This window comes from Piscinibacter sp. PDB1-1, from assembly GCF_056675995.1.
In genome coordinates this window covers 2274253-2300948 of record NZ_JBWVZJ010000001.1, presented here as the reverse complement: position 1 = coordinate 2300948, position 26696 = coordinate 2274253, and the positions used below count along the sequence as shown (strand labels likewise).

Below are 26696 nucleotides of genomic sequence, written 5' to 3'. Positions count from 1 at the left end.
GCAAAATTGTCCCATGCCCACCGACACCGCCCCCGCTGCGCGCAAGGAGAAATCCGCGCCGCAGAAGGCGATGGAGAAGCTGGGCCTCGTGCGCGACATCGACCTCGCGTTGCACATCCCGCTGCGCTACGAAGACGAAACGCGCATCACGCCGATCCGAGAACTGCGCGACGGCATCACCGCACAGGTGGAAGGCGTGGTGAGCGACTGCCAGGTGCAGTTCCGCCCGCGCCGCCAACTGGTGGCCAAGCTGCACGATGGCACGGACGAGCTCGTCCTGCGCTTCATCCACTTCTATCCCAACCACCAGAAGGCACTCGCCATCGGCAACCGCGTGCGCGTGCGTGGCGAGTCGCGCGGCGGTTTCTTCGGGCTGGAGATGGTGCACCCCAGCTTCAAGGGCGTGGACGAAGGCACGCCGCTCGCCACCGCGCTCACGCCCGTCTACCCGGCCACTGCCGCGTTGCCGCAGGCCTACCTGCGCAAGGCCGTGGCCTCGGGCCTGCAACGCGCCGACCTGTCGGAGCTGGTACCGCCGCCGATGCTTCCGCCGAATGCGTGGGCGTTGAAAGATGCGCTGCGCTTTCTGCACCACCCCACGCCCGACGTGAGCCTGGCGCAACTCGAAGACAAGACGCACCCGGCCTGGCAGCGCCTCAAGTACGAAGAGCTGCTGGCGCAGCAGATCTCGCAGTTGCAGGCCAAGAACGAGCGCGCGCTTCAGCGCGCCCCGGCCTTTGCGACCGAACGCGGCGGCCTGCACGAGCGCCTGCTCGGCGCCCTGCCCTTCGGCCTGACCGGCGCGCAACGCCGCGTGGTCGAAGAGATCGCACTCGACCTGCAGCACCAAGTGCCGATGCACCGGCTGCTGCAAGGCGACGTCGGCTCGGGCAAGACGGTGGTGGCGGCGCTCGCGGCCGCGATCGTGATGAACCACGGCTGGCAATGTGCGCTGATGGCGCCCACCGAGATCCTGGCCGAGCAGCACTTTCGCAAGCTGGTGCAGTGGCTGGAGCCGCTGGGCATCGCCACCGCCTGGCTCACCGGCAGCCGCAAGGGCAAGGGCCGCCGAGAGATGCTGGCGCGCGTGGCATCCGGCGAGGCGCGCCTGGTGGTGGGCACGCACGCCGTCATCCAGGACGAGGTGGCATTCAAGAACCTGGGGCTGGCCATCATCGACGAACAGCACCGCTTTGGCGTGGCGCAGCGCTTGGCCCTGCGCGACAAGCTTGTCGCGCGGCCCGATGACGGCGGCACGCTTGTCGCGCGGCCCGAGGGGGGTGACCAGCCGGAGCGGCCGTCGCTCGAACCGCACCTGCTGATGATGAGCGCCACGCCCATCCCGCGCACGCTCGCGATGACGCTCTTCGCCGATCTCGACATCTCCACCATCGACGAGCTGCCCCCCGGCCGCACGCCCATCGTCACCAAGGTGTTCAGCGACGCCAAGCGCGAGGGCGTGATCCACACCATCGCGGCCGAGGTGGCGCAGGGCAAGCAGGTGTACTGGGTGTGCCCGCTGATCGAAGAATCCGAGAAGCTCGACCTGCAAAACGCCACCGCCACGCACGAGCAACTCAGCGCCGCCCTGCCCGGCCATGCGATCGGCCTGCTGCACGGCCGCATGGCGTCGGCCGACAAGGCCGCGGTGATGGACGCCTTCAAGTCCGGCGCGATGCAGGTGCTGGTGAGCACCACCGTCATCGAAGTGGGCGTGGACGTGCCCAACGCCAGCCTGATGGTGATCGAGCACGCCGAGCGCTTCGGCCTCTCGCAATTGCACCAGCTGCGTGGCCGCGTGGGCCGCGGCTCAGTGGCCAGCGTGTGCGTGCTGCTCTACACCTCGCCGCTGTCGGACACCGGCAAGGCGCGCCTGAAGGCCATGGCCGAGACCAACGACGGCTTCGAAATCGCCCGCCGCGACCTGGAGATCCGCGGCCCCGGCGAGTTTCTTGGCGCCCGCCAATCCGGCGCACCGCTGCTGCGCTTCGCCGACCTCGAAGAGGACGCGCCCCTCGTGCCCCGCGCCCGCGCCGCCGCCGAGCGCTGGCTGGCAAGCGATGCCGACGCCGCCCAGCGTCACATGGCGAGATGGCTGGGGCACAAGGCGGAGTACATCAAGGCCTGAGCCTCTGCCCGGCCATGCCGACGCCCCATGACGGCGCAGATGCGCTCCGCTATCCTGCGCACCATGACACTCACCGAGTTGCGCTACATCGTCGCAGTTGCCAGGGAGAGGCATTTCGGCCGCGCGGCCGAGGCCTGCTTCGTGTCGCAGCCCACGCTGAGCGTGGCGATCAAGAAGCTCGAAGAAGAACTCGACGTGAAGCTCTTCGAGCGCGGCGCCAACGAGGTGAGCGTCACGCCGCTCGGCGAAGAGATCGTGCGCCAGGCGCAGTCGGTGATCGAGCAGGCGGCTGCCATCAAGGAGATTGCCAAGCGCGGCAAGGACCCGGTCTCCGGCCCGCTGCGCCTGGGGGTGATCTACACCATCGGGCCCTACCTCTTGCCCGACCTCGTGAAGCAGGCCATCGAGCGCGTGCCGCAGATGCCGCTGATCCTGCAGGAGAACTTCACCGTCAAGCTGCTGGAGATGCTGCGCACCGGCGAGCTCGATTGCGCCATCGTGGCCGAGCCCTTCCCCGATGCCGGGCTGGCGGTCGCGCCGCTGTACGACGAGCCGTTCATGGTGGCCGTGCCGAGCAGCCACGCGCTGGCCAAGCGCAAGTCGATCAGCGCCGAGGAGCTGAAGAAGGAGACCATGCTGCTGCTGGGCACGGGGCACTGCTTCCGCGACCACGTGCTGGAAGTCTGCCCCGAGTACGCACGCTTCTCGAGCGACGCCGAGGGCATCCGCAAGAGCTTCGAGGGTTCGTCGCTGGAGACCATCAAGTACATGGTGGCCTCGGGCATGGGCGTGACGGTGGTGCCGCAGCTCAGCGTGCCCAAGGAGACGCAACCGCACGTGCGCTACATCCCCTTTGCCGAGCCCGTGCCCACGCGGCGCGTGGTGCTCGCGTGGCGCCGCACCTTTACGCGCTACGAGGCGATTGCCGCGCTGCGCAATGCCATCTATGCCTGCCCGCTCGACGGCGTGCAGCGCGTTTCCTGAAACCACCCTTCCACGGAGAGCCCATGGCCAAGAAGCCCAGCAAGACCCTCTCACCAAGCGCCAGCGCGCAGCAGATCAACATCGGCATCAGCGAGAAAGACCGCGCCGCGATCGCCGGTGGCCTGTCGAAGCTGCTGGCCGACACCTACACGCTGTACCTCACCACGCACAACTTCCACTGGAACGTGACCGGGCCGATGTTCAACACGCTGCACCAGATGTTCATGGTCCAGTACACCGAACTGTGGAACGCGGTGGACCCGGTGGCCGAGCGCATCCGCTCGCTGGGCCATGCCGCCCCCGGCTCGTACGCGCAGTTCGGCGCCCTCGCCTCCATCAAGGACGCGCCCGCCACCCCCCCGAAGGCGCTGGAGATGGTGAAGATCCTGGTCGATGGGCACGAGGCCGTGGCCCGCACCGCACGCGGCATCTTCCCGCTGGCCGACAAGGCGGGCGACGAGCCCACCGCCGACCTGCTCACGCAGCGCCTCACCGTGCACGAGCAGACGGCGTGGATGCTGCGCAGCCTGCTGGAGGCCTGATGGCCTGGGCACCGGCGGCCGCGCCGGCCGAGGAGTTGTCATGAGCCCGACGCGGGTGGCCATCGTCACCTTCGACGGGTTCAACGAACTCGACTCGTTCATCGCGCTCGGCATGCTGAACCGTCTGCGACCGCAAGGCTTCAGCGCCGAGATCACCGGGCCGGCCACGCGCCTGACCTCGATGAACGGGGTGACCATCGAGGCGCAGCAGCCGCTCGAGTTCGCGAACGAGGCGGATGTGGTGCTTTTCGGCAGCGGCATCTACACCCGGGCCATCGCCGAGAACGCCGCGATGATGGACCGCCTCACGCTCGACCCGGTGCGCCAGCTTCTCGGCGCGCAATGCTCGGGCACCTTGCTGCTTGCACGCCTGGGCTTGATCGGCAACATGCCGGCCTGCACCGACCTCACCACCAAGCCGTGGGTGGTCGAGGCGGGCGTGCGGGTGGTCGACGAGCCCTTCCACGCGCGCGGGCCGATCGCCACCGCGGGGGGCTGCCTGGCGTCGCAGTACCTCGCCACCTGGGTGATGCTCCAGCGGGCCGGCCAGGAGGCCACCGAGCAGGCGCTGCACTATGTGGCGCCGGTGGGGGAGAAAGAGGCGTACGTGAAGAAGCTGATCGGGGTGGTGACGCCGTTTCTGCCGGCGGAGTGAGCGGGCGGAGAGGGCGCGGAGGGCTGAGCGGGGCTTCGATACCTCAGCCTGAGCGGTTGGTGGTGTGCGCGGGTCCATCTGCCGAAACGCCGCAGGTCGCAGCCCGCTCAGACGTCATCGAACCCAGATGCCATCAAGACGCCAACCCCATCAAACCGAGGGCGTCACCGACCAGCGCCGCTGCACCTCGCCCGCGCCGTTCACGCTCTCCAGGTGAACGCCAAAGCCCCACAGCCGCGCCACATGCTTGAGCACCTCGTTCGCACCTTCGTGCAGCGGCCGGTCGTTGTGCTGGGCATGGCGCAGCGTGAGCGACCGATCGCCGCGCAGGTTGACGCTCCACACCTGGATGTTGGGCTCGCGCGCGCCCAGGTCGTACTGGTGCGACAAGGCCTCGCGTACGCGGCGGTAGCCGCTCTCGTCGTGGATGGCCGAGACTTCCAACTCTTCTTCCTGCTCGTCGTCGCGGATGGCGAAGAGGCGGAACTCGCGCATCAAATGCGGTGAGAGGTACTGCCCGATGAAGCTCTCGTCCTTGAAGTTGCGCATCGCGTGGTCGATGGTCTGCAACCAGTCGCGGCCGGCGATGTCGGGGAACCAGTGGCGGTCTTCTTCCGTCGGGTTCTCGCAGATGCGCTTGATGTCGGTGTACATCGCGAAGCCGAGCGCATAGGGGTTGATGCCGCCGTAGTGGCGGTCGGTCACCTTGGGCTGGTACACGACGTTGGTGTGCGACTTCAGCCACTCGATCATCATGCCGTCGCTCAAGTAGCCGTCGTCGTACATGGTGTTGAGCAGCTTGTGGTGCCAGAAGGTGGCCCAGCCCTCGTTCATCACCTGCGTCTGGCGCTGCGGGTAGAAGTACTGCGCGACCTTGCGCACGATGCGCACGATCTCGCGCTGCCAGGGTTCGAGCAGCGGTGCATTCTTCTCGATGAAGTACAGCAGGTTCTCCTGCGGCTCTTCGGGGAAGCGGCGGGTTTGCGCCTCTTCGGCGGCCTTCTCGGGGCGCGCGGGCAGCGTGCGCCACATGTCGTTGACCTGCTGCTGCGCATAGGCCTCGCGGTCCTTGCGGTCAGCGAGTTCCTGCGCGAGCGACTTGCGGCTCGGGCGGCGGTAGCGGTCCACACCGTGGTTCATCAGCGCGTGGCAGCTGTCGAGCAATTCTTCGACCGCATCGAGGCCGTGGCGCTCTTCGCATTCGGCCACGTAGTTCTTGGCGTAGACCAGGTAGTCGATGATCGACGCCGCATCGGTCCACATCCGGAACAGGTAGTTGCCCTTGAAGAAGCTGTTGTGGCCGTAGGCCGCATGCGCGATCACGAGGGCCTGCATCGCCATCGTGTTCTCTTCCATCAGGTAGCTGATGCAAGGGTTGCTGTTGATGACGATCTCGTAGGCCAGGCCCATGTGGCCGCGCTTGTAGTTCTTCTCGGTCGAGATGAACTCCTTGCCGTAACTCCAGTGGCGGTAGTTCACCGGCATGCCCACCGAGGCATACGCATCCATCATCTGCTCGGCGGTGATGATCTCGAGCTGGTTGGGGTAGGTGTCCAGTCCGTAGCGTGCGGCTGTGGCCTTGATGACCTCGTGGTACTGCTCGATCAGCTCGAACGACCAGTCGCTGGGCGAAGGCAGCGGTTCATGCGTGCGCTTGGGCGCGACGAGATCGCTGGCGCGGCGGCGCAGGCTGGTCACGGCTTGCTCCTTGCGGCGCTCCTCGCCCCAGGGCGCATCCAATGGACTGTTCATGTGGCAGCCCCCTCTTTCTTGAACAACTGGCGGAAGACCGGATAGATCTGCGAGGCCTCGGTCACCTTGCGGATGGCGAAGTCCTTGGCGTCTTGCGCGAGCGCGGCGTACTCGTCCCACAGGTTCTGCTCTTCCTCGGCCACTTGCACATATGCGAAGTAGCGGCACAGCGGCAGGATGTTGTTGGCCAACAGCTCGCGGCAGCGGCCGCTGTCGTGGTGCCAGTTGTCGCCGTCGCTGGCCTGCGCGCCGTAGATGTTCCATTCGCTGGACGGGTAGCGTGCCTTCGCGATCTCTTCCATCAGCACCAACGCGCTCGACACCACGGTGCCGCCCGTCTCGGTGGAGTGGAAGAAGTTCTGCTCATCGACCTCTTGCGCCTGCGTGTGATGGCGGATGAAGACGATGTCGATCTTCTCGTAATGGCGCGTGAGAAAGAGGTACAGCAGGATGAAGAAGCGCTTGGCCAGGTCCTTGCGCGCCTCGTCCATCGAGCCCGAGACGTCCATCAAGCAGAACATCACCGCCTTGCTGGTGGGTACCGGCACGCGCACACGGCTGCGGTAGCGCAGGTCGATCGGGTCGAGGTAGGGGATTCGGCCCAGGCGCGCCTTCAGGGCCTCGATGCGCTCCTTCAGCTCGGCCACCTTGGCGTCGAAGCCGGGCTTGGCCTGCAACTCTTCGAGCTCGGCTTCGAGCTCCCTCAGTTCGCGGCGCGATTCGTTGCCGAGTGCAATGCGCCGGCCGATCGCGCCCCGCATGCTGCGCACCACGTGCAGGTTGTTGGGCGTGCCGTCGCTGCTGTAGCCGGCACGGTGGGTCTTGAACTCGGGGGTCTCGGCGAGCGTGGTGCGCGTGAGGTTGGGCAGGGCGAGGTCGTCGAAGAAGACCTGCATGAACTCTTCCTTGCTGAGGTGGAAGACGAAGTCGTCGTCACCCTCGCCGGAGTCACTCGCCTGCCCGCCACCGCCGCCCCCACCCCCGCCCTTGGGCCGCTCGATGCGGTCGCCGCGCACGTAGTCCTTGTTGCCGGGGTGCACCATCTCGCGCTTGCCGCCCTGGCCGTGGCCGAACACCGGCTCGGCAATGTCGCGCTTGGGGATGTGAATGTCTTCCCCCTGCGCCATGTCGCGGATGCCGCGCCCATCGACCGCGCGCTTCACCGCCTCGCGGATCTGATCCTTGTGGCGGCGCAAGAAGCGCTCGCGGTTGCCAATGGACTTGTTCTTGCCAGCGAGCCGTCGATCAATGATCTGCTGGAGCATGCAAATGCCTCTGAAGTCGTTAGCGCGCGGGCCCGAGCGCCCGGCCGCCCGAAGCCGGGCCCGATCCCCTTGGGAGATCGACCGATGTAGTCATCGGGCGAGGGGCTGTCATCGTCAGGAACTCTTTCTCACACGCAAGTACCACTCGCAGAGCAAGCGAACCTGCTTCGGCGTGTAGCCCTTGGCCACCATGCGGGTGACGAAGTCCTCGTGCTTCTTCGCCTCGTCGGCACTCGCCTTGGCGTTGAAGCTGATGACCGGCAGCAGCTCTTCGGTGTTGGAGAACATCTTCTTCTCGATCACCGTGCGCAGCTTCTCGTAGCTCGTCCACGTGGGGTTGTTGCCAGAGTTGTTGGCGCGGGCGCGCAGCACGAAGTTGACGATCTCGTTGCGGAAGTCCTTCGGGTTGCTGATGCCCGCCGGCTTCTCGATCTTCTCGAGTTCGGCGTTCAGCGAGCCGCGGTCGAACACCTCGCCGGTGTCGGTGTCGCGGTATTCGTGGTCCTGGATCCAGTAGTCGGCATACGTCACGTAGCGGTCGAAGATGTTCTGGCCGTACTCGCTGTAGCTCTCGAGGTAGGCGGTCTGGATCTCCTTGCCGATGAACTCGGCGTACTTGACGGCAAGGTGCTCCTTGATGAACGCGAGGTACTTCTGCTCGGTCTCGGCCGGGAACTGCTCGCGCTCGATCTGCTGTTCGAGCACGTACATCAAGTGCACCGGGTTGGCCGCGACCTCGGTGCTGTCGAAGTTGAAAACCTTGGAGAGGATCTTGAACGCGAAGCGCGTCGAGATGCCGCTCATGCCCTCGTCGACACCCGCGTAGTCGCGGTACTCCTGGAAGCCCTTGGCGCGCGGGTCGGTGTCTTTCAGGTTCTCACCGTCGTACACCAGCATCTTGGAGTACAGCGACGAGTTCTCGGGCTCCTTGAGCCGCGTGAGTGCCGCGAACTGGCTCATCATCTTGAGCGTGCCCGGCGCGCAGGTGGCTTGCGCCAGCGACGAGCCGCGCAGCAGCTTCTCATAGATCTTGACCTCTTCGCTCACGCGCAGGCAATACGGCACCTTCACGATGTAGATTCGGTCGAGGAAGGCCTCGTTGTTCTTGTTGTTGCGGAAGGTCTTCCATTCGCTCTCGTTGCTGTGCGCAAGCACGACGCCATCGAACGGGATCGCGCCGAAGCCTTCGGTGCCCTTGTAGTTGCCTTCCTGCGTGGCGGTGAGCAAGGGGTGCAGCACCTTGATCGGCGCCTTGAACATTTCAACGAACTCAAGCAGGCCTTGATTGGCCAGGCACAGGCCACCCGAGTAGCTGTACGCATCGGGGTCGTCTTGCGCGTAGGTTTCGAGCTTGCGGATGTCGACCTTGCCAACCAGCGACGAGATGTCCTGGTTGTTCTCGTCACCCGGCTCCGTCTTGGCGATACCCACCTGCTTCAACACCGAGGGGTAGCGCCTCACGACCTTGAACTTGCGGATGTCGCCACCGAACTCGTCCAGACGTTTCACGGCCCAAGGTGACAGGATGCGGTTCAGGTAGCGACGCGGAATGCCATATTCCTTCTCCAGGATCGGCCCGTCTTCCATCGCATCGAAGAGGCCCAGCGGCGACTCGTTCACCGGCGAACCCTTGATCGCGTAGAAGGGCACCTCCTGCATCAGCGACTTGAGTCGCTCGGCGATCGACGACTTGCCGCCGCCCACCGGCCCGAGCAGGTAGAGGATCTGCTTTTTTTCCTCCAGCCCCTGCGCGGCATGCCTGAAGTACGACACCACCTGCTCGATGGCGTCCTCCATGCCGTAGAACTCGGCGAAGGCGGGATAGACCTTGATGATCTTGTTCGCAAAGATGCGAGACAGGCGCGGGTCGTTGCGCGTGTCGATGGCCTGGGGCTCACCAATGGCCTTGAGCATGCGCTCGGCGGCGGTGGCATACGCAAGCGGGTTGCGTTTGCACTCGGCCAGGTACTCTTCGAGCGAGAGTTCCTCTTCACGCGTGCGCTCGAATCGAGCGGCGAAATGGCTGATCACGTCCATGCTGACCTCCTAATTCACAGGAAGACGATGCAGGGCGCCACCACAGCATCGTCTGGGGAAGTTCTGATGAAGCCCGCATCAGGCTCCATCAGAGCTTTCCTTCGTATCAGCCGCTTGCGATCAAGCTTGAATCATTGTGAGAGCAATCAGGTCTCGAGAAGAAGCGAAATATCACCGTACTTCCAGCTTTGCAAGGAGTGTGCCGCCGATGCTGCGGACCACCCTTGCAGTGAGCCATGAATTCTTCGCAAGTTCCTCAGGAGAAGTTCTGTCAACCTCACAACGTTCTGTTCAAGATACGCCTATGCGTTCGACAATCCAAGCCTTTCGAGCAAACCGTTGAGTTCATCCAACGAACCAAACTGAATCGCCACCTCGCCTTGATCGCCGCGCTTGGTGCGCTTCTTCACACGGATTTCCACCTGCGCGGTCAAGGCATCGGAGAGCTCTTCTTCGATGCGAGCAATATCGCGCGGTTTTTCTTTCGGGACGCGCAGCAGGGGCTTTTGACGCGCACTCATCGCGCGCGAAACCAGCTTCTCGGCCTCGCGCACACTGAGCTTCTTGCCGACGATTTCGGAGGCAGTCAGCAATTGCTGCGCGCCTTCGAGCGGCAAGAGCGCGCGCGCATGGCCCATGTCGATGTCGCCGGCCATCAGCATTTGCTGCACGGGTTCGGCCAGATTCAACAAACGCAGAAGGTTGCTCGCTGCGCTTCTTGATCGGCCCACGGCCTGCGCCGCTTGCTCGTGCGTGAGATGGAATTCATTGACCAGACGCGAGATGCCTTGCGCCTCTTCGAGCGGGTTGAGGTCTTCGCGCTGGATGTTCTCGATCAGCGCCATTGCGGCGGCCGATTCGTCGGGCACCTCGCGCACCAGCACCGGAACTTCGTCCAGGCCCGCCAGCTTAGCCGCGCGCGTTCGGCGTTCGCCCGCGATGATTTCGTAGCGGTTGGTGCCGACCGAGCGCACGAGGATTGGCTGCATGATCCCCTGCGACTTGATGCTCTCGGCCAACTCGTACAGCGAGCCCTCGTCCATGCGCGTGCGAGGCTGGTACTTGCCCGGCTGCAGCTGCGCGAGCTTCAGCGTGCGCGGCGTTCCATCGTTCGCAGGCGCGGGGGTGTCGCTGACTTTGGGGCCGAGCAGCGCTTCGAGGCCCAGGCCGAGGCCTTTGGGTTTCTTGGTGACCATGGTGGCATTCTGTCCGATCAGGTCGATGCGACCGGCACGGCCGCGGGTGGTGCAAGCAGCGCCTGCAGGAGCGCGCGGCCCTGCGCCCAATCGCCCAGGCCCGATTCGCCGTTGATGTGGCCATGCGGCCCCACCGAGACGAGCGGGCTGCCCCAGTCGGCCGCCATCTGCGCGGCGCGCTCCGGCGTGCAATAGGGGTCGTCGCTGCTGACCACGGCCGTGCTCGCGAAGGGCAGCCGCTGGCGCACGATCGGCCGCCACGGCGCAAGCTGCGGCGGCATGTCGTCGCGCTCCACATCGGGCGGTGCGACCAGCAGGGCCGCCCTCACCCGCCGGGAGTGGCGCGAGTGCGCGGCCCAGGCGGCGACGAGCTGGCAGCCCAGGCTGTGCGCGACCAGCACAGCGGGCTGTTCGCTTTGCAGCAGGACTTCTTCCAGCCGCGCCATCCAATCGCCGCGTTTGGGCCAGAGCCAGTCGTCCTGTTCCACGCGCACGTCGCCATGCAGCGCCTGCCAGCGGCTTTGCCAGTGGGCGGCGTCGGAGTTCTGCCAGCCCGGCAAGAGCAGCACGCGCACGGGGTACTCAGGGGAAACCACGGGTTCTGTCATGGGTCTGTTTTATCCTCGGGGCTCGTTCGCTCGATTTGCACTGGGGAAGGTGAAGACCATGACGTACCGCGTGTTTGTAGACGGCCAGGAAGGCACGACCGGCCTGCGCATCAACGAGTATCTCGCCGGCCGCAACGACATCGAGGTGCTGCGCATCGCACCCGAGCGCCGCAAGGATGCCGACGAGCGCGCCCGCCTGCTCAACGCCGCCGACGTGGCGTTCCTCTGCCTGCCCGACGCCGCCGCCAAGGAAGCCGCCGCCCTGGTCAGCAACCCCAAGACTTGCATCATCGATGCCAGCACCGCGCACCGCACCGCCGCCGACTGGGCCTTCGGCCTGCCCGAACTGGCCGCGGACCAGCGCGACAAACTGCGCGCGAGCAAGCGCATCTCCAACCCCGGCTGCCACTCCAGCGCCTTCATCATCGCGATGCGCCCGCTGGTCGATGCCGGCCTGGTGCCCGCCACGCTGCCGGTGAGCGCCACTTCGATCACCGGCTACTCCGGCGGCGGCAAGAAGATGATCGAGCAGTACGAAGCCGGCGGCGACCCGCTGCTCGACTCGCCTCGGCCCTACGGCCTGAGCCTCGCGCACAAGCACGTGCCCGAGATGGCCGCCCACACCGGCCTGCAGACCAAGCCGATCTTCATGCCCATCGTCGGCAGCTTTCTCAAGGGCTTGGCAGTGAGTGTGCCCTTGCATCTGTTGCAACTGAAACCCGGCACGACGCCCGAGGCGCTGCACGCGGCCCTGGCCGAACGCTACGCCGGCGAGCGTTTCATCCGTGTGATGCCGCTGCGCGATGCCGCGACCCTGGAGCACGGATTCTTCGACGTGCAGGCTTGCAACGACACCAACCGGGTCGATGTGTTCGTGTTCGCGAACGACACCCAGACCATCGTGATGGCGCGCCTGGACAACCTGGGCAAGGGCGCGAGCGGTGCGGCTGTGCAATCGATGAACGTGCACCTGGGGATGGACGAAACGCTGGGCTTGGTCTGATCGCTCAGCGGGCTGTCAATCGGCAGCCGGTCGCTCGAAGATCGCCACCAGCTTCTCGGCGGACTTGGCCGACACCAGGAGCTCTGGCGACAGGATCTGAACCAGCCGCCACCCTTCCCGCCCCTCGCGGTTCAGGATGGTCGTGAGGTCGGGCAAGGGGGCGGCCCGCAAACCCGCCAGGAAGCCCTGCTTCCACTCTATGTCCATGGTCTTGTATTCGAGCCTGCTCACGACGCGTGACGCGAGTTGTTCCAGGGATTTGATGTCCACGCCGAAGGCCGCGGCCAGGGCTTTCTTCGATTGAAGAGAGGCTGCGCCCTCGCTCTCGATCCGCTGGATGGTTCGCAGATTCAGCCCCGATGCGATCGCCAACTCATCCTGCGACCAGGACTTCTCTGCCCTGAGTTGTCTGATCAATGCGGCGTTGATGTTGTTCATTCTTCGTGCAGGTGGGACGCCTCGCATGTCGAGGCCTTCGCATGATCCCTTGAATTGCCCTGACGCCTTGCGCCGACCATGCGGCGATAGCGCGGCAACCGGACGGCAGACACACGACAGTCCCCCGCCACCGCGCGACGGGTGGTCAGCTGATTCGGTAGTGGTAGCCGTAGCCGTCGGCAAAGCCGAGCCGGTGGTACACGGCCCGCGCAGGGTGGTTGTCGCCCTCCACCTGCAGGTAGGCGTGCCGTGCGCCCCGCTCGCGGGCGTGGAGCAGCATCTGCTGGCAGAGCACCCGCGCGCAGCCGCGGCCGCGTGCCGCCTCCGCAGTGAACACGTCGTAGAGGCCGACCAGCGCACCTTCGAGGGCGTACTGCCCGCAGGCCAGTACCTCGCCCTGGGCGCGCAGCTCGAAGGCGGTGAATGGCACCGGCGCGTGGCGCAGCCGTTCGGCATGGGCCTGGCGTTGGGCGATCGGTGAGCCGCGCAAGCCGCCGACGCGCTGGGCCATGGCCTCCAGGCCGATCCCTTCGATGCTCCAGCCGTGCGGCACGCTCGCCGCACTCAGATCGGCCAGGCTGTCGTGCACCATCACGCGGGTGTCGTCGATAGACGACCAGCCAAGGTCGGCCAGGACGGTGTCAAGTTCGGCCGGCTGGGTGAAAGGGGTGATCCGCACCACCATCGGGAGCTGTGCCTCGGCGTAGACCTGGCGGCACAACGCGATGCGCTCATCCAGGGGCAGCCGGCCGTCGGCCACCGCGTTGACGCAGCGTGCGCGCTTGGCCTTGCCAGGCGAGAAGCGCACCAGCCAGCCGTCGACCCAGCGTTGCTGCGGCGGGGCCGCGGCGTTGATTCCGGCGTCTTCCACCAAGGACAGCAAGCTGCTGTCGAAGCGCGGGTTGAGCGCCGGGCCGGCTGGGCTCACGCAGGTTGTTCCGCGCCAATCCGCTGCACCATCTCCTGGGCAAACTCGATGAAGGAGCTGGCGCCCTTCGAGGCCGGGTCGAACACCACGCCTGGCAGGCCGTAGCTGGGGGCTTCGGCCAGGCGCACGTTGCGCGGGATGACGGTGTTGAAGACCTTGTCGCCAAAGTGCTGCTTGAGCTGTTCGCTGACCTGCTGCTGCAGCGTGATGCGGGGATCGAACATCACGCGCAGCAGGCCGATGATCTGGAGATCCGGGTTGAGGTTGGCGTGCACCTGCTTGATGGTGTTGACCAAGTCGCTCAGGCCTTCGAGCGCGAAGTACTCGCATTGCATGGGCACCACCACGCCGTGGGCGCTGCACAGACCGTTGAGGGTGAGCAGGCTCAAACTGGGCGGGCAATCGATGAGAACGAAGTCATAGTCGGCGGCCACGGCCGCGAGCGCGGTCTTGAGGCGCTTGTCGCGCTGCTCCAGCTCCACCAGTTCGACCTCGGCACCGGCCAGTTCGCGGTTGGCGCCGAGCACGTCGTATCCCACTTTCTGGCTGCGTTGGCGGGCCTCGGCCACGCCGGCAGAGCCGAGCAGCACGTCGTACACGCTCAACGGGAGCGACCGCTTGTCGATTCCCGACCCCATGGTGGCATTGCCCTGCGGGTCCAGGTCGACGACCAGCACCCGCTGGCCGATGCGCGCCAGCCCGGCGGCCAGGTTGACGGTGGTGGTGGTTTTGCCGACGCCGCCCTTTTGGTTGGCAATGCAGAAGATGCGGGTCATGGGCGGGCCGTCCGGATGGGGTTGAGGGAGAGTTCAGTGGCTGGCCAGGCGGATGCCGAAGCCGAGCAGGAAGACGCCAGCCAGCCGTTCGAGCCAGCGCGCGACGCGCTTGTGCGAACGCACCTTCTGCGAGACCGCACCGGCAAAGGCGCACAACGTCAGGCAGTAGACCGCGGTAATGGCCGCGATCGTCGCCGCCATCGCGGCGAAGGTGACTGCACCCAGGTGCGTCTGCGGATTGATGAAGAGCGGGAAGAAGGCCATGTAGAACACGATGGCCTTGGGATTGAGCAGCGTGATCAGCAGGGCCTGGCGAAGGTAGCGGCGCGGTTCGATGCGGATGGGCGACGCGGCGCCCTCTTTCGCGAGCATCAATCTCAGGCCAATCCAGGCCAGGTAGGCCGCTCCGGCGTACTGAACAACCAGAAAAGCGGTCGGGTGAGCGGCCAGCAACGCTGCCACACCCGCTACAGCCAGCCACATCAGAATCTGATCGCCCAGGATAAGGCCGAGCGTCGCGCCCGCGCCCGCCCGAAAGCCCCCCTTGGCGGTAGAGGTCAGCAAGGCAAAGGTGCCAGGCCCCGGCAGGGCCAGGAAGAGCAGCACCGAGGCGCAGAAGGTGCCGTAGTCGGAGATCCCCAAGAGGGTCATGGCTGGGCACCCCGCAGCGAGTCGGCCTGCGCCGACGGCCCCTGCCCTGACCCTCGCCGCAACCACAACAGGCAGCGGTCGGCATCCAAGCCAGGCACCGTCAATGGTTCCACGTGAAACATCGCGATGTCGGATGGGAGCGCCTCGACCTCGGCCATCGGGTTCTTGCCCTTCATCGCCATCCAGACACCGTCGTCAGCCAGCAGGTGCCGAGTCAGCCTGGTGAAATCAGCCAGCGACGCGAACGCGCGCGAGGTGATCACGCCGAACGGCTTGGCCTGCAGCTCCTCCACCCGGGCATGGGCGGCACTCAGGTTTGCGAGCCTCAGTTCAGCCGAAACCTGGCGGATGAAGCTGGCCTTCTTGCCCACCGTGTCGACGCAGGTCACATCGAGCGTCGGCAGCACGATGGCCAGCACCACGCCAGGCAGCCCGCCGCCACTGCCCACGTCGAGCAGGCGCGCGGCTTCGGTCGATCGGCTGGAGCCCAGGTGCGCCATCAGCGGGGGCAGAACCGCCAAGCTGTCGAGCAGGTGATGCGTCAGCATCTCCGCTGGCGAGCGGACGGCCGTCAGGTTGTAGACCTTGTTCCACTTGATCAGCATCGCCTGGTAGGCGAGCAAAGCATCGCACTGCGCCTCGCTGAGGTTCAGATCAAGCGCCTGCGCGCCGGAGACCAACAACTCGCGCTGCTCAGGCGGCATCGCGCCCCGGCTGGTCGTGGCTCTCGTTGGCGGCAAAACCCTTGAAGCGGCCCTTCTTCAGATGGATCAGCAACAGCGAGATCGTCGCCGGCGTGATGCCAGAGATGCGCGAGGCTTGGCCCAACGTCTCCGGCCGGTGCGTGGCCAGCTTCTGGCGCGCCTCGAAACTCAAGGCGGTGACCAGCGAATAGTCCAGTTCGTCAGGCAGGCGCAGGCCTTCGTAATGCAGCGCCCGCTCGACCTCTTCGTTCTGCTTGTGAATGTAGCCCGCGTACTTGATGCTGATCTCGGCCTGTTCGATCACTGCCCCAGCCAAATCCGGACCCAATTCGGCCACCAGCGTTTCACGTGAAACGCCCGCCTCGGGCTTGGCAATGGCAGCAATCTCGGCCACTGCATCGAAGCCGATGCCCGGGCGGCGCAGCAAGTCGGCCAGGCTGTACTCATGGTCGATGGCCTTGCCGAGCAGGCGCTCAGCCTCGGTCTCGGGCAGCGTGTGCGGCGTGACCCAGGTCGACTTGAGCCGCTCGGCCTCGCGGGCCACGGCGTCGCGCTTGCGGCAGAAGGCCGCCCAGCGCGCGTCGTCCACCAGGCCCAATTCGCGCCCGACTTCGGTCAAGCGCATGTCGGCGTTGTCTTCGCGCAGCTGCAGCCGGAACTCGGCCCGGCTGGTGAACATTCGGTAAGGCTCGGTCACGCCCTTGGTGATGAGGTCGTCGACCAGCACGCCCAGGTAGGCCTGGTCGCGGCGCGGGGTCCAAGCGTCTTTGCCCTGCACCTGCAAGGCGGCGTTGATGCCGGCGAACAAGCCTTGGGCGCCGGCTTCTTCGTAGCCGGTGGTGCCGTTGATCTGGCCGGCGAAGAACAGACCTTGGATCACCTTGGTCTCGAAGCTCGCCTTCAGGCCGCGCGGATCGAAGTAGTCGTACTCGATGGCGTAGCCTGGGCGCAGGATGTGCGCGCTCTCGAGGCCGCGCATCGAACGCACGGCGGCCAGCTGCACATCGAACGGCAGGCTGGTGCTGATGCCGTTCGGGTAGAACTCGTGCGTGGTCAGGCCCTCGGGCTCGAGGAAGATCTGGTGCGCGTCCTTGTCGGCGAAGCGGTTGATCTTGTCTTCGATGCTCGGGCAGTAGCGCGGCCCCACCCCTTCGATCACGCCGGTGAACATCGGGCTGCGGTCGAAGCCCGAGCGGATGATCTCGTGGGTGCGCTCGTTGGTGTGGGTGATCCAGCACGGCACCTGCTGCGGGTGCTGGCTCGCGTGGCCCATGAAGCTGAACACCGGCACCGGGTCGAGGTCGCCCGGCTGCTCGGTCAGCACCGAGAAATCGATGCTCCGGCCATCGAGCCGCGGCGGCGTGCCGGTCTTCAACCGCCCTTGCGGCAGCTTCAGCTCCTTCAGCCGCGCCGAGAGCGAGACCGCCGGGGGGTCGCCCGCCCGGCCCCCGGCATGGTTCTGCAGGCCGACGTGGATCTTGCCGTCGAGGAAGGTGCCCGCCGTCAGCACCACGGCCTTGCCACGGAAGCGAATGCCAACTTGCGTGACAGCGCCCGTCACGCGGTCACCTTCGACCATCAGATCGTCGACCGCCTGCTGAAACAGCGTGAGGTTCGGCTGGTTCTCCAGCCGACGGCGAATGGCGGCCTTGTACAGGATGCGGTCGGCTTGGGCGCGCGTGGCGCGCACCGCCGGCCCCTTCGAGCCGTTGAGAATGCGGAACTGGATGCCGGCCTCATCGGTGGCGGCGGCCATCGCGCCACCCAGGGCGTCGATCTCCTTCACCAGGTGGCCCTTGCCGATGCCGCCGATCGACGGGTTGCAGCTCATCTGGCCCAGCGTCTCGATGTTGTGCGTCAGCAGCAGCGTGCTCGCGCCCATGCGCGCGGCCGCGAGCGCGGCCTCGGTGCCGGCATGGCCGCCACCGACGACGATCACGTCGAACTCATGGGGATACAACATCGCGAAGAACTCCGGGGAAACAGGGGCCGCGGCTACGCCGGTCGACGGGTGCGGGCAAGGCGTGAATTTTAGGCTGCGGCCCTCGCGCCGTCACGGCCTGGGGGCACCTGCGCGCACGCCCGCAGCACGCGCCGACGAATAATCCCGCCATGAGCAGCCCTCGCACCGCACCCCTGGCCTGCCGGCCACACTGCGCCGCGTGTTGCATCGCGCCCTCGATCTCGTCACCGATCCCTGGCATGCCCCACGGCAAACCCGCCGGCGTGCCCTGCGTACAACTCGACGAGAACCTGCGTTGCCGCATCTTCGGCCACCCGGATCGGCCCGCCGTGTGTGCGAGCCTGCTGCCCTCGCCTGACATGTGCGGCGATAACCGCGAGCAAGCCATGCGCTGGCTGGGAGCGCTTGAAAGCGAGACCGCACCTTCTGCGCGCTGACACTGCGCTCCACCGAGCAACTCGCCCGCGGAAGAACAGGGCGCGGTGCACCGAGCCTCCCTGGCCCGTCGTCAGCGCACCGCGCCCGTCTTGCGCTCCCTCTCTCTTTTAATCTGTCATTCACGGCTGTCGACCAACCGCTCCCACAGCGGTGCCAGCTGCAGCTTCTCGGCCTCGCTCAGGCGCTCGCTGGCCAGCAGGCATTCGCGGTGAAAGCCGCGCAGGCGCTGGCGCAGCTCGGTCTCGGCCAGCTCCAGGTCGAGCCGCTCCGCGCTTGCCTCCCCACCGGTCAACCGGCCCCATTGCCCGAGCGCGCTCCAGGCCCCGCGCACGCGCTCGAGGCGCCGCAGCGCGTTGCTCACCACCTCGGTGATCTGAGAAACGCGCCGCTGCTCGTTGAGATCTGCGGCGAGCTGTTGTGCCTCGTCGAACTGGCGGTCGATGTCGGCGAGCTGCGCGTCGAGCGTGGCGGCTTCGGGGCCTTCTTCGCGCTCGAACGATTCGCCCGAGGCGCGGGCGGCGTCGCAGACGAAGCCTGTCCAGACCGGATCGAACTCGCCTGGCACCACGCGCAGCGCAAAGCTGGCGCGTGTGAGCGGGGCGTTCAGCGCGCACAGGCTGCCAAGCGTCACTTCCATCACGGCCAGGGCGCGCCCGAGCGTGGAGATCTCACCGGCCTGCAGGCGCGCGGGGTAGCCGGAGCCGTCGAGGCGCTCGTGGTGTTCGGCCACGGCCTGCCCAAGCGCCGCCGGGTAGTCGGTCAGGCCGCAGAGCAGCACCTGCCCGATGCGCGGGTGCACGACCAGGTGCTTGTGGCCGACGACACCGAGCACCTGCGTGTAGTCGAGGTAGGCCGGGTTGATGTAGACCTCGCCGATGTCATGCAGCAGGCCACCCAGCATGGCCAGGCGCACGTCGTGCGGGCTCGCGCCGTGGCTGGCCATCATCGAGCCCGCCAGCGCCATGCCGGCCACCGCATGCGCGAGCGTGGCCGGGCGTGTGGCCGCGGCAGTCGTCAACAGAAGCTGCGCCACGGCGTGCAGCGGCAGCTGCTTGAGCTGCGCTACGAGCGTGGCCGCCCAGGGCTTGAGTGCCGCCGCGAGCGGGTTGTCATCGGACTCGACGTACTCCTGCAGGTCGTGCATCAGGGTGAACGGCGTGACGCCGTTCTCCGCCCTCAGGCAAGCCTCCAGCGGCTTCTGCAGGCGGCGCTCGAGCAGCCGGTTGTGCAGCGCCTCCGTGACGGGCTGGTCGCGTGACCACAGCTTGACGCCACGGAAGTCAACGATGTCTTGCGACGCCACGATGGTGAAGCGCTCGCCGGCCTTGCTGAACGCGGCCAGCGCATGGGGATTGGCTTCGCTCCCCGGCGAGAGAGACAAACGCATGGATAAGCGGTGGAGTAGTTAGCGCCCCGCGCCCGTGGTCACGGTGCGGAGCTCCTGAGCCACGTGGCCGTCTTTCAGCACGATCACGCGCCCGGCCGACGCGATCGTCTCGGGCCGGTGGGCCACGATCACACGCGTGATGTCGAGCTGGCGGATGGCCTGGTTGACCATGCGCTCGCGGTCGACGTCGAGCGCACTCGTGGCTTCATCGAGGAACAGGATCTTCGGCCGCTTGTAGAGCGCTCGCGCCAGCAGGATGCGCTGCTTCTGCCCGCCCGAGATGCTGGCCCCCATGTCGCCGATCAGCGTGTGGTAGCCCATGGGCATGGCCTCAATCTCGTCGTTCACCGCGGCCATCTGCGCGCATTGCGTCACCCAGGCCGGGTCGGCATGGTTGTCGAAGAAGCTGATGTTGTCGGCGATGGAGCCTGCGAAGAGCTGGTCGTCCTGCATCACGGTGCCGATCATGTCGCGCCAGCCGCGCAGCCCGAGCTGCTGCAGCGGCACACCGCCGAGCAGGATCTTGCCTTGCTGCGGCGCGTGGATGCCCAGCATCAGCTTGAGCAGCGTCGTCTTGCCGCAACCCGACGGCCCCGAGATCGCGACCGCCTCGCCGGGCTCGACGACCAGGCTCACGTCGCTCAGCACCTCGGGCTCGTTGTCGGAGTATCGAAAGCTCACGCCTTGCAGCTCCATGCGGGCCGGGAGATCGGCGCCGCGGGCGGGCACATCGGGCTCGACCTCGGGTGCAGTGAGCACGATGTCGGCCAGCCGTTCGCCCTGCAACTTGAGCATCTTCAGTTCGACCAGTTTGTCGATGAGGCCACTCACGCGCAGCGCGAAGGTTTCCTTGTAGGCGAAGAAGGCGAACAGCATGCCCACCGAGAAGCGGTGGTCCATCACCAGCAGCGCGCCCACCCAGATCACGGCGATGCGCTCCAGGCCGAACACCAGCTTGTGCATCACGCCGAACATCAGGTCGAGCTTGCGGGTGGCGATGTTGGCGTTCATCGCATCGACCACACGGTTCATGAACTGGCCCTGGCGGTCTTCCTGGCGATTGAAGAGCTTGATCGACTGCACACCGCGCAGCGATTCAAGGAAGTGCGTTGACCGCTTGGCGTCGTGCACGATGGACTCTTCGGTCGCCTCGCGCTGCGAGCGGAAGAAGGCCCAGCGCAACAGGCCGTAGGCCACCACGCAGCCCGCCGCGATCGCCGTGAGCGTCACGCTGTAGATGCACATCACCACGAGCGTCAGCACCACCAGCAGGCCGTCGAGCACCGCCTCGATGAAGCTGGTGGTCAGCGTCTGCTGCATCTGCTGGATGGCACCGAAGCGCGACATGATGTCGCCGGTATGGCGCTTCTCGAACCACGCCACCGGCAGGCGCATCAGGTGCGCGAACACGTTCGACAGCCACTGAAGGTTGAGCGTGGCCGACAGGTACAACACCGCCCACGAACGGATCGCGCCCGTCGCCACCTGGATCAGCACCAGCAGGCCGAAGCCCACGCCGAGCGTGACCAGCAGGTCGCGGTCGGCGCTCACGAGCACCGAGTCGACCACCCACTGCATGAAGAAGGGTGACAGCAGCATGAAGACTTCGAGCGCCACCGCGAGCACAAAGATCTGGCCCAGCGAGCGCTTGAGCCCCGACACATGGCCCAGCAACTGCCGCGTGCTGACCGCCTGGCGCTCCACCTTCGGCCGGAAGTCGGCCGCCGGCGACAACTCCAGCACCACCCCGGTGAAGTACTTGCCGACCTCAGCCAAGCGCATGCGGCGCACGCCGCGTGCGGGGTCGTGGATCACCGCCACGTCGCCGCGCAGCTCGGTGAGCACGACGAAGTGGTTGAGGTCCCAATGCAGGATGCACGGCAGCGCAAGCTGCGGCAGGTGCTCCATCTCCGCGCGCAAGGGGCGCGGGCTCATCTGCAACTGGCCCGCCATGCGCACCAGATCGGCCATGGTCGCACCCTTGAGCGAGAGCGAGAAGCGCTTGCGCAGCGTGGGCAGGTCGGTGCGCAGGCCATGGCTTGCCGCCACCATCGCAAGACAGGCGAGGCCGCATTCAGCGGCCTCGGTCTGCAGGATGAGCGGCACGCTGCGCCCGCCCAGGCTGAGGTTCAGTTGGTCAAACATTCACGTGCGCTCTCACACCCTGCCCGCCACGCTCAACACGGGCTCGAAGATCCATTCGATCAGGCGGCGGCGGTCGAGCAGCACGTCGGCGTCGAGTTGCATGCCCGCCGCGAGCGGCTGCGCATGCCCGTAGGCTTGCACGGCCTGGCGGTCCAGCATCACCGTGATGCGGTACATCGGCTCATTGGCATCGGCGGGCCGGCCCGGCAAGGACAGGGCCGCCAGCTCCGATGCTTGCAGCGGCGTACGCGAGACCTGCATCACATGGCCGCCCTGGTGGCCGAACTTCTGGTACGGATAGGCCTGATAACGCAGCAGCACCTGCTGGTCTGCGCGGACGAAACCCACGGCGCTCGATGGCGCGAACAGATGCGCTTCGAGCTTGGCATCGGCCGGCACGAGGCTGGCCAGCGCGGTGGTCGGTGTGGCGGGCTGGCCGCGTTCGGCCAGCACCGCCGTCACCACACCGTCTTGCGGTGCACGGATCACGATGCGGGTCTGTGCCTCGCTCTCGGCCGTGCGTTGTGCGATCGCTGCAAGATCGCGATCAATCTCCCCGAGCTGAGCTTGCGTGCGCAACGGCAGCTCGCGCAATTGCGCTTCGAGCACGCCGATCTCTCGCACTTGTGATGCCTTCTGGCGCTCCAGTCGCTGGACCTGGGCGCGCACTGCGAGCACTTCTTCTGATTTGGTTTGCACCTGCGCCGACGAGATGAAGTTCTCGGTGCGCAGGGATTCGAAACGTGCCTTGGTCTCTTCGGCCAAGGCGAGGCGCTGACGTTGCAGCGCGGCCTCGGACTCGATCTGCGCCAGCTCGGCGCGCATGTCGCCGATCTGGCGCTGCAGGGCGGCGGCTTGCGCCTCGCCGAGCCGGGCCTGCTGCTGGCTCGTCGCCTGCAGGCTGCGCTCGCGCGCCTGCAGGCTCTGCTGCACGGCGGCCTGCGTGCCGCCCTGGAGCGTGGCGCGCTCCAGCGACAGCACGAACAGCACGTCGTCCTTGCGGACGGATTGGCCTTCGCTCACATGCCGCTCCAGAACGGTAGCGGCCTGCGGCGTCACCAGGCGGATCACACCGCTGTCTGGCACCAGGTAGCCAGTCACCCGGGCCTTGCGCGTGTACTCGCCGTAGCTGAGATACGACACGACCGCAATGGCGGTCACTGTGACGAAGGTCGTGAGCACGGTGAAGCTCACCGGCCGGATCAGCTGAATGCTGCCCAGCCAACTCTGGCGTCGGCCTTCGATGACTTCAGGGCGGAACAGAGAGGGCATGTCGATGAATACTCGCAGACGTGGCGCCGTGCTGGCAACCACAACTGAGAGAAGGTCCTCCCAGGGTCTTGCGCTGAAGCGATTACCAGCCTTGACCCGGTGTCACACCACCGCCGATTTGGCGCAGGACTTCTGCATCGAGGGGCAGCGGTGCAGGGATGCTGGAGGCGGGCTGACGCGCGGCGCCTTGGGTCGGGAGGGAGGGGGTGGCGGGAACAGATTGGGTCGTCGCGTGTTGCATGGTCAGCTCCTGTGGAACGATGCGCACAAGATGTTGTGCACTGGAGCTATTGCATCAGCGGGCCGGATTGTTCGGAACTGTCAGCTCTTACAGGTTGAAGAGCGCTTGGTAACGCGACGTGTCTTTCGGAGTGCCTGGGAGCCGCTCCAGCGCCCTCTGGCGCGCAACACGTGGGTCAGCGAATCAGGCCAAGGCGCAGGGCCTTGAGCACCGCCTGGTGCTTGTTCACGCAACCCAGTTTGTGCATTGCATTGTTGGCGTGCAGCACGGCCGTGCGCTCGCTGATGCCGAGCACGTTGGCGACCTCCCAGGCCGTCTTGCCTTCCATGGTCCAGCGCAGCGTTTCCAGCTCGCGCGGCGTCAAGGCCGGCGCGTCGGGCGACGATAACGACGGGATCAGAAGACGCATCGCGGCTTCCTGGGCATGGACCGCAAAGAGTTGCAGCGACGCCACCATGCGCGTCACTTCGTCGGGGTTCTTGGGCAAGGGTTGGTCGCGATCCACGCCCAGCATGAAGTGCCGCCCATCCGGCATGTGCAGCGCCAATGCGATGCCGTAGCGGTACCCGAAACGCGCCTGGTGTTCCCACAGGTCGGTTCGGTCGGCGTCCACATAGGTCGCCTGATCCCAGATGATTGGAACGCTCTTGGTCTTGCAGTGCTGGTTGACGGGGTTTCGCTTCGCGAAGTTGCGATCCAGGAAGGTGTCGCGGTATGACGCCGGTGTGTTGTCGACCGAGATGAACTCCGGCTCGCCCAGGAAATGGTCGATCACCGCTGTCGCGGCGAAGGTGTCGAAACCCAGCTGCTTGCTGAACCGCACGAGCTCGACCTGGAGGTCGTCGCGCGTCTTCGCTTCAAGCACTGATAGATAGCCACTTTGAAGCATGTTCTCTGTTCGATCTGCGAATTCATGATCCGCGGGGGTGGCGCGCCGACAAGACGGAGCGAAGGCGACTGCGGACACGCCAAGCACTCATGCGGTGCCCATGAAGAGTTTGCACTTCACCACATTTTTCTGAAACCGCCAAATGGCAGACCGCGGTGTTTCATTTCAAGACATCCGACAACAAGCGTCATGAAGGTTCGTGACGAATGGCGCAGCCCGTTCATGCGGCATCCCCGTCAGGGCGGTCGAGACCCAGGCATTCACTAGGGCCTGCTCACACTAAATGAGCACCCGCGCCGGGCCAGGGCGAGGTGCAGGGCAAGGCGCGGGTGAGGCCGTGTGCCGTTGGCACACCACGAACCCGCAACGCCGCCGTGCGCCTCGCCCTGGCCCGGCCCTTCGGGTGACGCACCAAAAACCCGCCCACAGCGTTGCAAATGCTCGCTGTAGCAAGTGCTACAGCTGCGCTTTGCGCCTCGTTGGCGGGTTTTTGGTGAGTCACGCGGGCGCTCATTTAGTGTGAACAGGCCCTAGGAGATCAGCTTCAGCCGCAGCGCCTTGAGCACGGCTTGATGCTTGTTCCCGCACCCGAGCTTTCGCGAGGCGTGGTGGATGTGCTTGACCGCCGTCTGTTCCGCAATGCCGAGGATCCGGCCCAGCTCCCAGGCCGTCTTGCCTTCCATCGTCCAGCGCAGCGCTTCGAGCTCGCGGCGCGTGAGCGCAGGTGACGCCTCGTTGATCGGCGCCTTGGGCGCCAGCACGCGCAGGGCCGCATCCTGGGCATGCACGGCGAACAACTGGGCCCGCGCCAGCAGGTGGGTGAGTTCGTCGGGGTCTCGCGGCAGGGCACGATCGCGCGTCACGCCGTAGACGAAGTGGCGCCCGTCGGGCAGATGCAGCGGAACGGCCATGCCGCAGCGATAGCCAAAGCGCGCCTGAGCCTCCCACGCGTTGCCCTGGCCCGCCTTCACGTAGGTGGATTGATCCCAGACGAGCGGCAGGTGGCTGCCCTTGCAGTGCTGCATCACCGGGTCGAGACTGCAGGTGTCGGGGTCTTCGTAGTGGTCCCGGTACGCAGCGGGCACGTTGTCGATCGAGATGAACTCCGGCGCGCCCACCGCGCGGTCCAGCACCAGCAGACCGGCCCCGCGCTCGAAGCCGAGCGTCAGGGCAAAACCGATCAGCGCCGTCCGCAGGTCATCGGGCTGGGTGGCCTCAAGTACGGACAGATGGCTCGGGGTTTTGAACATCCGTGCATTTTGATGCACGGCTTGCCACGGGGGAAGCTGCCCCCACGGCCCTCGGGCTGCGCCCCACCCGGCCCGCAGGCGAGGTGCTTGGCGCGGCGGTGTCGCCCCACGCCGCGCCCTCGCACGGCCAGCTCGGCACGCACTCCATGCGCGCCCATGCCCTTTCGTGCTCCGTCATGGGCGGCGCGGCAAGCGCCGGCGGCGATGCCGGAACCTCAGGCGGCTGCCCTGCCCCCAAGCCACCCGAAGAATTACCCGCATCCGCCATCGACGCCCCGATCAGACCCACCGCCATGAGAAGACTGGCAAGAGGCTACGAAGCCGCACCGCAGGGCGCAATGGCAAGAACTTACCAGTCAGGCGCACGGCGCCCGGGCGGGCGCAGGGGCCGCGCCGCAGCCCTGACAACGCTTACACCTGTCATCTCTGACAGATGGCAGCTCTTACAGATGCGCCGGGGGGGGCAGCGCCAGATGATCCGCCCATCCAACTACAGGGACTCATCATGCTGCGACATCATCGAACCCCCACCGCGCCCACCACACCGGCCTGGATCGTCTGCGCCTGGCCGCCGGTCACCTGCCCCGTCGTGCAGGCCAACGACCTGCATTTCGTGCACCTGGGCACCCGCGTGATCAACCCGGGCGATGCCGACACGCCCACCACCGGCCAAACCATCTGGGGCGGCCCTTCAGGCGATGGCGCCGCCGGCGTGGCCTGGGACTGGGTGCAGATTCAAGAAGGCGTGGTGGCCATGGCCGACCCCTTCGGGCTCGTCACCAACCTGCAACTCGTGGGCGCGCAAGGCGAGGTGCTGTCGGGCTTCGAGGCCACGCTGCACTTGAACGAACTGGTGCACGCCCTGCCCTGGCAGACCGAGGTGAAACGCGCCCTCGGCCGCACCGATCACTGAGCGCGGGTGAGCCCGGTTCAGCCCGGGCGCAACATCTCGATGTGCGGGATGCCGTCTTCCATGTAGTCCTCGCCGATCGCCTCGAAGCCCGCCTCGTTGTAGAAGCGCAGCAGCCGCGACTGCGCCGAGATGCGCACACCCAGGCCCGGGTACAGCGAGCGCGACAGCGCCAGCGTGCGCTGCACCAGCTCGCGGCCGAGGCCGGTTCCGCGCGCGGCGTCGGTGGTGATCACGCGGCCCATGGAGGGCTCCACGTACTTCACACCCGGGTCCACCAGCCGCGCGTAGGCCAGCGGCAAGTCGTGCTGCGGTGACCATGCGGCGAGGTGGTGCGAGTGTTCGTCGGCCTCGTCGGCGTCGAGGTACACGCAGTTCTGCTCGATCGAAAAGACCATCTGGCGGGCGCGGTAGATGCGCGCCAGCTCGACTGGCGTGAGTTCGCTCAGGCGCCCATGGCGCCAGCTCAGGGATGCAACGGGCTGATTCATCCCGCCATCATGCGCATACTCGGCGCCCGACTCCAACACTGAG

24 protein-coding genes are annotated in these 26696 nt (G+C 66.3%); 7 read left to right on the top strand and 17 right to left on the bottom strand.

Annotated features, from left to right (window positions below):
• Nucleotides 1-13: 13 nt before the first annotated feature.
• The 4 genes from recG (at nucleotide 14) to AC1KAR_RS10630 (ending at nucleotide 4309) form a co-directional block, all read left to right on the top strand.
• Nucleotides 14-2128, top strand: a complete 2115-nt coding sequence (gene recG, locus AC1KAR_RS10645) for an ATP-dependent DNA helicase RecG (protein WP_480317252.1) — start codon at nucleotides 14-16, stop codon at nucleotides 2126-2128.
• A 63-nt stretch (nucleotides 2129-2191) separates the two neighbouring features.
• On the top strand, nucleotides 2192-3112 hold the full coding sequence (locus AC1KAR_RS10640; RefSeq protein ID WP_480317250.1) for a LysR substrate-binding domain-containing protein: 921 nt from the start codon (nucleotides 2192-2194) through the stop codon (nucleotides 3110-3112).
• A 23-nt stretch (nucleotides 3113-3135) separates the two neighbouring features.
• Nucleotides 3136-3654, top strand: a complete 519-nt coding sequence (locus AC1KAR_RS10635) for a Dps family protein (protein ID WP_480317248.1) — start codon at nucleotides 3136-3138, stop codon at nucleotides 3652-3654.
• 40 nt (nucleotides 3655-3694) lie between these two features.
• Entirely contained in the window at nucleotides 3695-4309 is a 615-nt protein-coding gene (locus tag AC1KAR_RS10630; protein ID WP_480317246.1) for a type 1 glutamine amidotransferase family protein, read from the top strand.
• Nucleotides 4310-4459: 150 nt separating this feature from the next.
• On the opposite strand, the gene AC1KAR_RS10625 is transcribed toward AC1KAR_RS10630, so the two are convergent.
• The 5 genes from AC1KAR_RS10625 to AC1KAR_RS10605 all read right to left on the bottom strand — a co-directional run bounded on the left by AC1KAR_RS10625 (nucleotide 4460) and on the right by AC1KAR_RS10605 (nucleotide 11167).
• Nucleotides 4460-6061 carry a SpoVR family protein gene (locus tag AC1KAR_RS10625; RefSeq protein WP_480317244.1) on the bottom strand — a complete coding sequence of 534 codons (1602 nt, stop codon included), beginning with the start codon at nucleotides 6059-6061 and terminating at the stop codon, nucleotides 4460-4462.
• Nucleotides 6058-7326, bottom strand: a complete 1269-nt coding sequence (locus AC1KAR_RS10620) for a YeaH/YhbH family protein (protein WP_480317242.1) — start codon at nucleotides 7324-7326, stop codon at nucleotides 6058-6060. The genes AC1KAR_RS10625 and AC1KAR_RS10620 overlap by 4 nt, the downstream gene beginning before the upstream one ends.
• Before the next feature lie 114 nt (nucleotides 7327-7440).
• Nucleotides 7441-9363 (bottom strand): PrkA family serine protein kinase, encoded by a 1923-nt coding sequence (locus tag AC1KAR_RS10615; protein ID WP_480317240.1) that lies wholly within the window; start codon nucleotides 9361-9363, stop codon nucleotides 7441-7443.
• Nucleotides 9364-9665: 302 nt separating this feature from the next.
• Complete coding sequence (locus tag AC1KAR_RS10610) at nucleotides 9666-10559, bottom strand: ParB/RepB/Spo0J family partition protein (protein WP_480317238.1); 894 nt, start codon at nucleotides 10557-10559, stop codon at nucleotides 9666-9668.
• 17 nt (nucleotides 10560-10576) lie between these two features.
• Complete coding sequence (locus AC1KAR_RS10605) at nucleotides 10577-11167, bottom strand: RBBP9/YdeN family alpha/beta hydrolase (protein ID WP_480317236.1); 591 nt, start codon at nucleotides 11165-11167, stop codon at nucleotides 10577-10579.
• Between the two features lie 58 nt (nucleotides 11168-11225).
• Between AC1KAR_RS10605 and argC the strand changes: the two genes are divergently transcribed.
• Nucleotides 11226-12170 carry an N-acetyl-gamma-glutamyl-phosphate reductase gene (gene argC, locus AC1KAR_RS10600; protein ID WP_480317234.1) on the top strand — a complete coding sequence of 315 codons (945 nt, stop codon included), beginning with the start codon at nucleotides 11226-11228 and terminating at the stop codon, nucleotides 12168-12170.
• 15 nt (nucleotides 12171-12185) lie between these two features.
• Here argC and AC1KAR_RS10595 read toward each other — a convergent pair whose 3' ends face one another.
• From AC1KAR_RS10595 to mnmG, 6 genes are all read right to left on the bottom strand, one after another.
• Nucleotides 12186-12608 (bottom strand): DUF4177 domain-containing protein, encoded by a 423-nt coding sequence (locus AC1KAR_RS10595; RefSeq protein ID WP_480317232.1) that lies wholly within the window; start codon nucleotides 12606-12608, stop codon nucleotides 12186-12188.
• Nucleotides 12609-12753: 145 nt separating this feature from the next.
• On the bottom strand, nucleotides 12754-13536 hold the full coding sequence (locus AC1KAR_RS10590; protein WP_480317230.1) for a GNAT family N-acetyltransferase: 783 nt from the start codon (nucleotides 13534-13536) through the stop codon (nucleotides 12754-12756).
• The gene (locus AC1KAR_RS10585; protein WP_480317228.1) at nucleotides 13533-14312 is read right to left on the bottom strand and encodes a ParA family protein; all 780 of its coding nucleotides are present in this window, start codon (nucleotides 14310-14312) and stop codon (nucleotides 13533-13535) included. Before AC1KAR_RS10585 ends, AC1KAR_RS10590 begins: the two co-directional genes overlap by 4 nt.
• A 33-nt stretch (nucleotides 14313-14345) precedes the next feature.
• Entirely contained in the window at nucleotides 14346-14963 is a 618-nt protein-coding gene (locus AC1KAR_RS10580; protein ID WP_480317226.1) for a LysE family transporter, read from the bottom strand.
• The gene (rsmG, locus tag AC1KAR_RS10575) at nucleotides 14960-15667 is read right to left on the bottom strand and encodes a 16S rRNA (guanine(527)-N(7))-methyltransferase RsmG (protein WP_480317224.1); all 708 of its coding nucleotides are present in this window, start codon (nucleotides 15665-15667) and stop codon (nucleotides 14960-14962) included. The genes AC1KAR_RS10580 and rsmG overlap by 4 nt, the downstream gene beginning before the upstream one ends.
• Nucleotides 15657-17630 carry a tRNA uridine-5-carboxymethylaminomethyl(34) synthesis enzyme MnmG gene (gene mnmG, locus AC1KAR_RS10570; protein WP_480317222.1) on the bottom strand — a complete coding sequence of 658 codons (1974 nt, stop codon included), beginning with the start codon at nucleotides 17628-17630 and terminating at the stop codon, nucleotides 15657-15659. Before mnmG ends, rsmG begins: the two co-directional genes overlap by 11 nt.
• Nucleotides 17631-17779: 149 nt before the next feature.
• On the opposite strand from mnmG, the gene AC1KAR_RS10565 reads away from it, so the two are divergent.
• Nucleotides 17780-18067: a YkgJ family cysteine cluster protein gene (locus AC1KAR_RS10565; RefSeq protein ID WP_480317220.1), complete on the top strand. Its 288-nt coding sequence runs from the start codon at nucleotides 17780-17782 to the stop codon at nucleotides 18065-18067.
• 116 nt (nucleotides 18068-18183) lie between these two features.
• Here the strand turns inward: AC1KAR_RS10565 and AC1KAR_RS10560 are convergent, their stop codons facing one another.
• The 5 genes from AC1KAR_RS10560 to AC1KAR_RS10540 form a co-directional block, all read right to left on the bottom strand.
• Complete coding sequence (locus tag AC1KAR_RS10560; protein WP_480317218.1) at nucleotides 18184-19455, bottom strand: HD-GYP domain-containing protein; 1272 nt, start codon at nucleotides 19453-19455, stop codon at nucleotides 18184-18186.
• Between the two features lie 18 nt (nucleotides 19456-19473).
• Complete coding sequence (locus tag AC1KAR_RS10555) at nucleotides 19474-21600, bottom strand: peptidase domain-containing ABC transporter (RefSeq protein WP_480317216.1); 2127 nt, start codon at nucleotides 21598-21600, stop codon at nucleotides 19474-19476.
• A 12-nt stretch (nucleotides 21601-21612) separates the two neighbouring features.
• Nucleotides 21613-22872, bottom strand: a complete 1260-nt coding sequence (locus AC1KAR_RS10550) for an HlyD family secretion protein (protein ID WP_480317214.1) — start codon at nucleotides 22870-22872, stop codon at nucleotides 21613-21615.
• 416 nt (nucleotides 22873-23288) lie between these two features.
• Nucleotides 23289-23978 carry an autoinducer binding domain-containing protein gene (locus AC1KAR_RS10545; protein WP_480317212.1) on the bottom strand — a complete coding sequence of 230 codons (690 nt, stop codon included), beginning with the start codon at nucleotides 23976-23978 and terminating at the stop codon, nucleotides 23289-23291.
• Nucleotides 23979-24532: 554 nt separating this feature from the next.
• Complete coding sequence (locus AC1KAR_RS10540) at nucleotides 24533-25252, bottom strand: autoinducer binding domain-containing protein (RefSeq protein ID WP_480317210.1); 720 nt, start codon at nucleotides 25250-25252, stop codon at nucleotides 24533-24535.
• A gap of 505 nt (nucleotides 25253-25757) precedes the next feature.
• Between AC1KAR_RS10540 and AC1KAR_RS10535 the strand changes: the two genes are divergently transcribed.
• The gene (locus AC1KAR_RS10535) at nucleotides 25758-26165 is read left to right on the top strand and encodes a hypothetical protein (protein WP_480317208.1); all 408 of its coding nucleotides are present in this window, start codon (nucleotides 25758-25760) and stop codon (nucleotides 26163-26165) included.
• A gap of 17 nt (nucleotides 26166-26182) precedes the next feature.
• Here the strand turns inward: AC1KAR_RS10535 and AC1KAR_RS10530 are convergent, their stop codons facing one another.
• Nucleotides 26183-26653, bottom strand: a complete 471-nt coding sequence (locus AC1KAR_RS10530) for a GNAT family N-acetyltransferase (RefSeq protein ID WP_480317206.1) — start codon at nucleotides 26651-26653, stop codon at nucleotides 26183-26185.
• Nucleotides 26654-26696: the final 43 nt, after the last annotated feature.

What these genes read in the sequence shown, in the direction of transcription:
- recG (WP_480317252.1), top strand. Translation starts at nt 14, where the DNA reads ATGCCCACCGACACCGCCCCCGCTGCGCGCAAGGAGAAATCCGCGCCG.
- AC1KAR_RS10640 (WP_480317250.1), top strand. Translation starts at nt 2,192, where the DNA reads ATGACACTCACCGAGTTGCGCTACATCGTCGCAGTTGCCAGGGAGAGG.
- AC1KAR_RS10635 (WP_480317248.1), top strand. Translation starts at nt 3,136, where the DNA reads ATGGCCAAGAAGCCCAGCAAGACCCTCTCACCAAGCGCCAGCGCGCAG.
- AC1KAR_RS10630 (WP_480317246.1), top strand. Translation starts at nt 3,695, where the DNA reads ATGAGCCCGACGCGGGTGGCCATCGTCACCTTCGACGGGTTCAACGAA.
- AC1KAR_RS10625 (WP_480317244.1), bottom strand. Translation starts at nt 6,061, where the DNA reads ATGAACAGTCCATTGGATGCGCCCTGGGGCGAGGAGCGCCGCAAGGAG.
- AC1KAR_RS10620 (WP_480317242.1), bottom strand. Translation starts at nt 7,326, where the DNA reads ATGCTCCAGCAGATCATTGATCGACGGCTCGCTGGCAAGAACAAGTCC.
- AC1KAR_RS10615 (WP_480317240.1), bottom strand. Translation starts at nt 9,363, where the DNA reads ATGGACGTGATCAGCCATTTCGCCGCTCGATTCGAGCGCACGCGTGAA.
- AC1KAR_RS10610 (WP_480317238.1), bottom strand. Translation starts at nt 10,559, where the DNA reads ATGGTCACCAAGAAACCCAAAGGCCTCGGCCTGGGCCTCGAAGCGCTG.
- AC1KAR_RS10605 (WP_480317236.1), bottom strand. Translation starts at nt 11,167, where the DNA reads ATGACAGAACCCGTGGTTTCCCCTGAGTACCCCGTGCGCGTGCTGCTC.
- argC (WP_480317234.1), top strand. Translation starts at nt 11,226, where the DNA reads ATGACGTACCGCGTGTTTGTAGACGGCCAGGAAGGCACGACCGGCCTG.
- AC1KAR_RS10595 (WP_480317232.1), bottom strand. Translation starts at nt 12,608, where the DNA reads ATGAACAACATCAACGCCGCATTGATCAGACAACTCAGGGCAGAGAAG.
- AC1KAR_RS10585 (WP_480317228.1), bottom strand. Translation starts at nt 14,312, where the DNA reads ATGACCCGCATCTTCTGCATTGCCAACCAAAAGGGCGGCGTCGGCAAA.
- AC1KAR_RS10580 (WP_480317226.1), bottom strand. Translation starts at nt 14,963, where the DNA reads ATGACCCTCTTGGGGATCTCCGACTACGGCACCTTCTGCGCCTCGGTG.
- rsmG (WP_480317224.1), bottom strand. Translation starts at nt 15,667, where the DNA reads ATGCCGCCTGAGCAGCGCGAGTTGTTGGTCTCCGGCGCGCAGGCGCTT.
- mnmG (WP_480317222.1), bottom strand. Translation starts at nt 17,630, where the DNA reads ATGTTGTATCCCCATGAGTTCGACGTGATCGTCGTCGGTGGCGGCCAT.
- AC1KAR_RS10565 (WP_480317220.1), top strand. Translation starts at nt 17,780, where the DNA reads ATGAGCAGCCCTCGCACCGCACCCCTGGCCTGCCGGCCACACTGCGCC.
- AC1KAR_RS10560 (WP_480317218.1), bottom strand. Translation starts at nt 19,455, where the DNA reads ATGCGTTTGTCTCTCTCGCCGGGGAGCGAAGCCAATCCCCATGCGCTG.
- AC1KAR_RS10555 (WP_480317216.1), bottom strand. Translation starts at nt 21,600, where the DNA reads ATGTTTGACCAACTGAACCTCAGCCTGGGCGGGCGCAGCGTGCCGCTC.
- AC1KAR_RS10550 (WP_480317214.1), bottom strand. Translation starts at nt 22,872, where the DNA reads ATGCCCTCTCTGTTCCGCCCTGAAGTCATCGAAGGCCGACGCCAGAGT.
- AC1KAR_RS10540 (WP_480317210.1), bottom strand. Translation starts at nt 25,252, where the DNA reads ATGTTCAAAACCCCGAGCCATCTGTCCGTACTTGAGGCCACCCAGCCC.
- AC1KAR_RS10535 (WP_480317208.1), top strand. Translation starts at nt 25,758, where the DNA reads ATGCTGCGACATCATCGAACCCCCACCGCGCCCACCACACCGGCCTGG.
- AC1KAR_RS10530 (WP_480317206.1), bottom strand. Translation starts at nt 26,653, where the DNA reads ATGAATCAGCCCGTTGCATCCCTGAGCTGGCGCCATGGGCGCCTGAGC.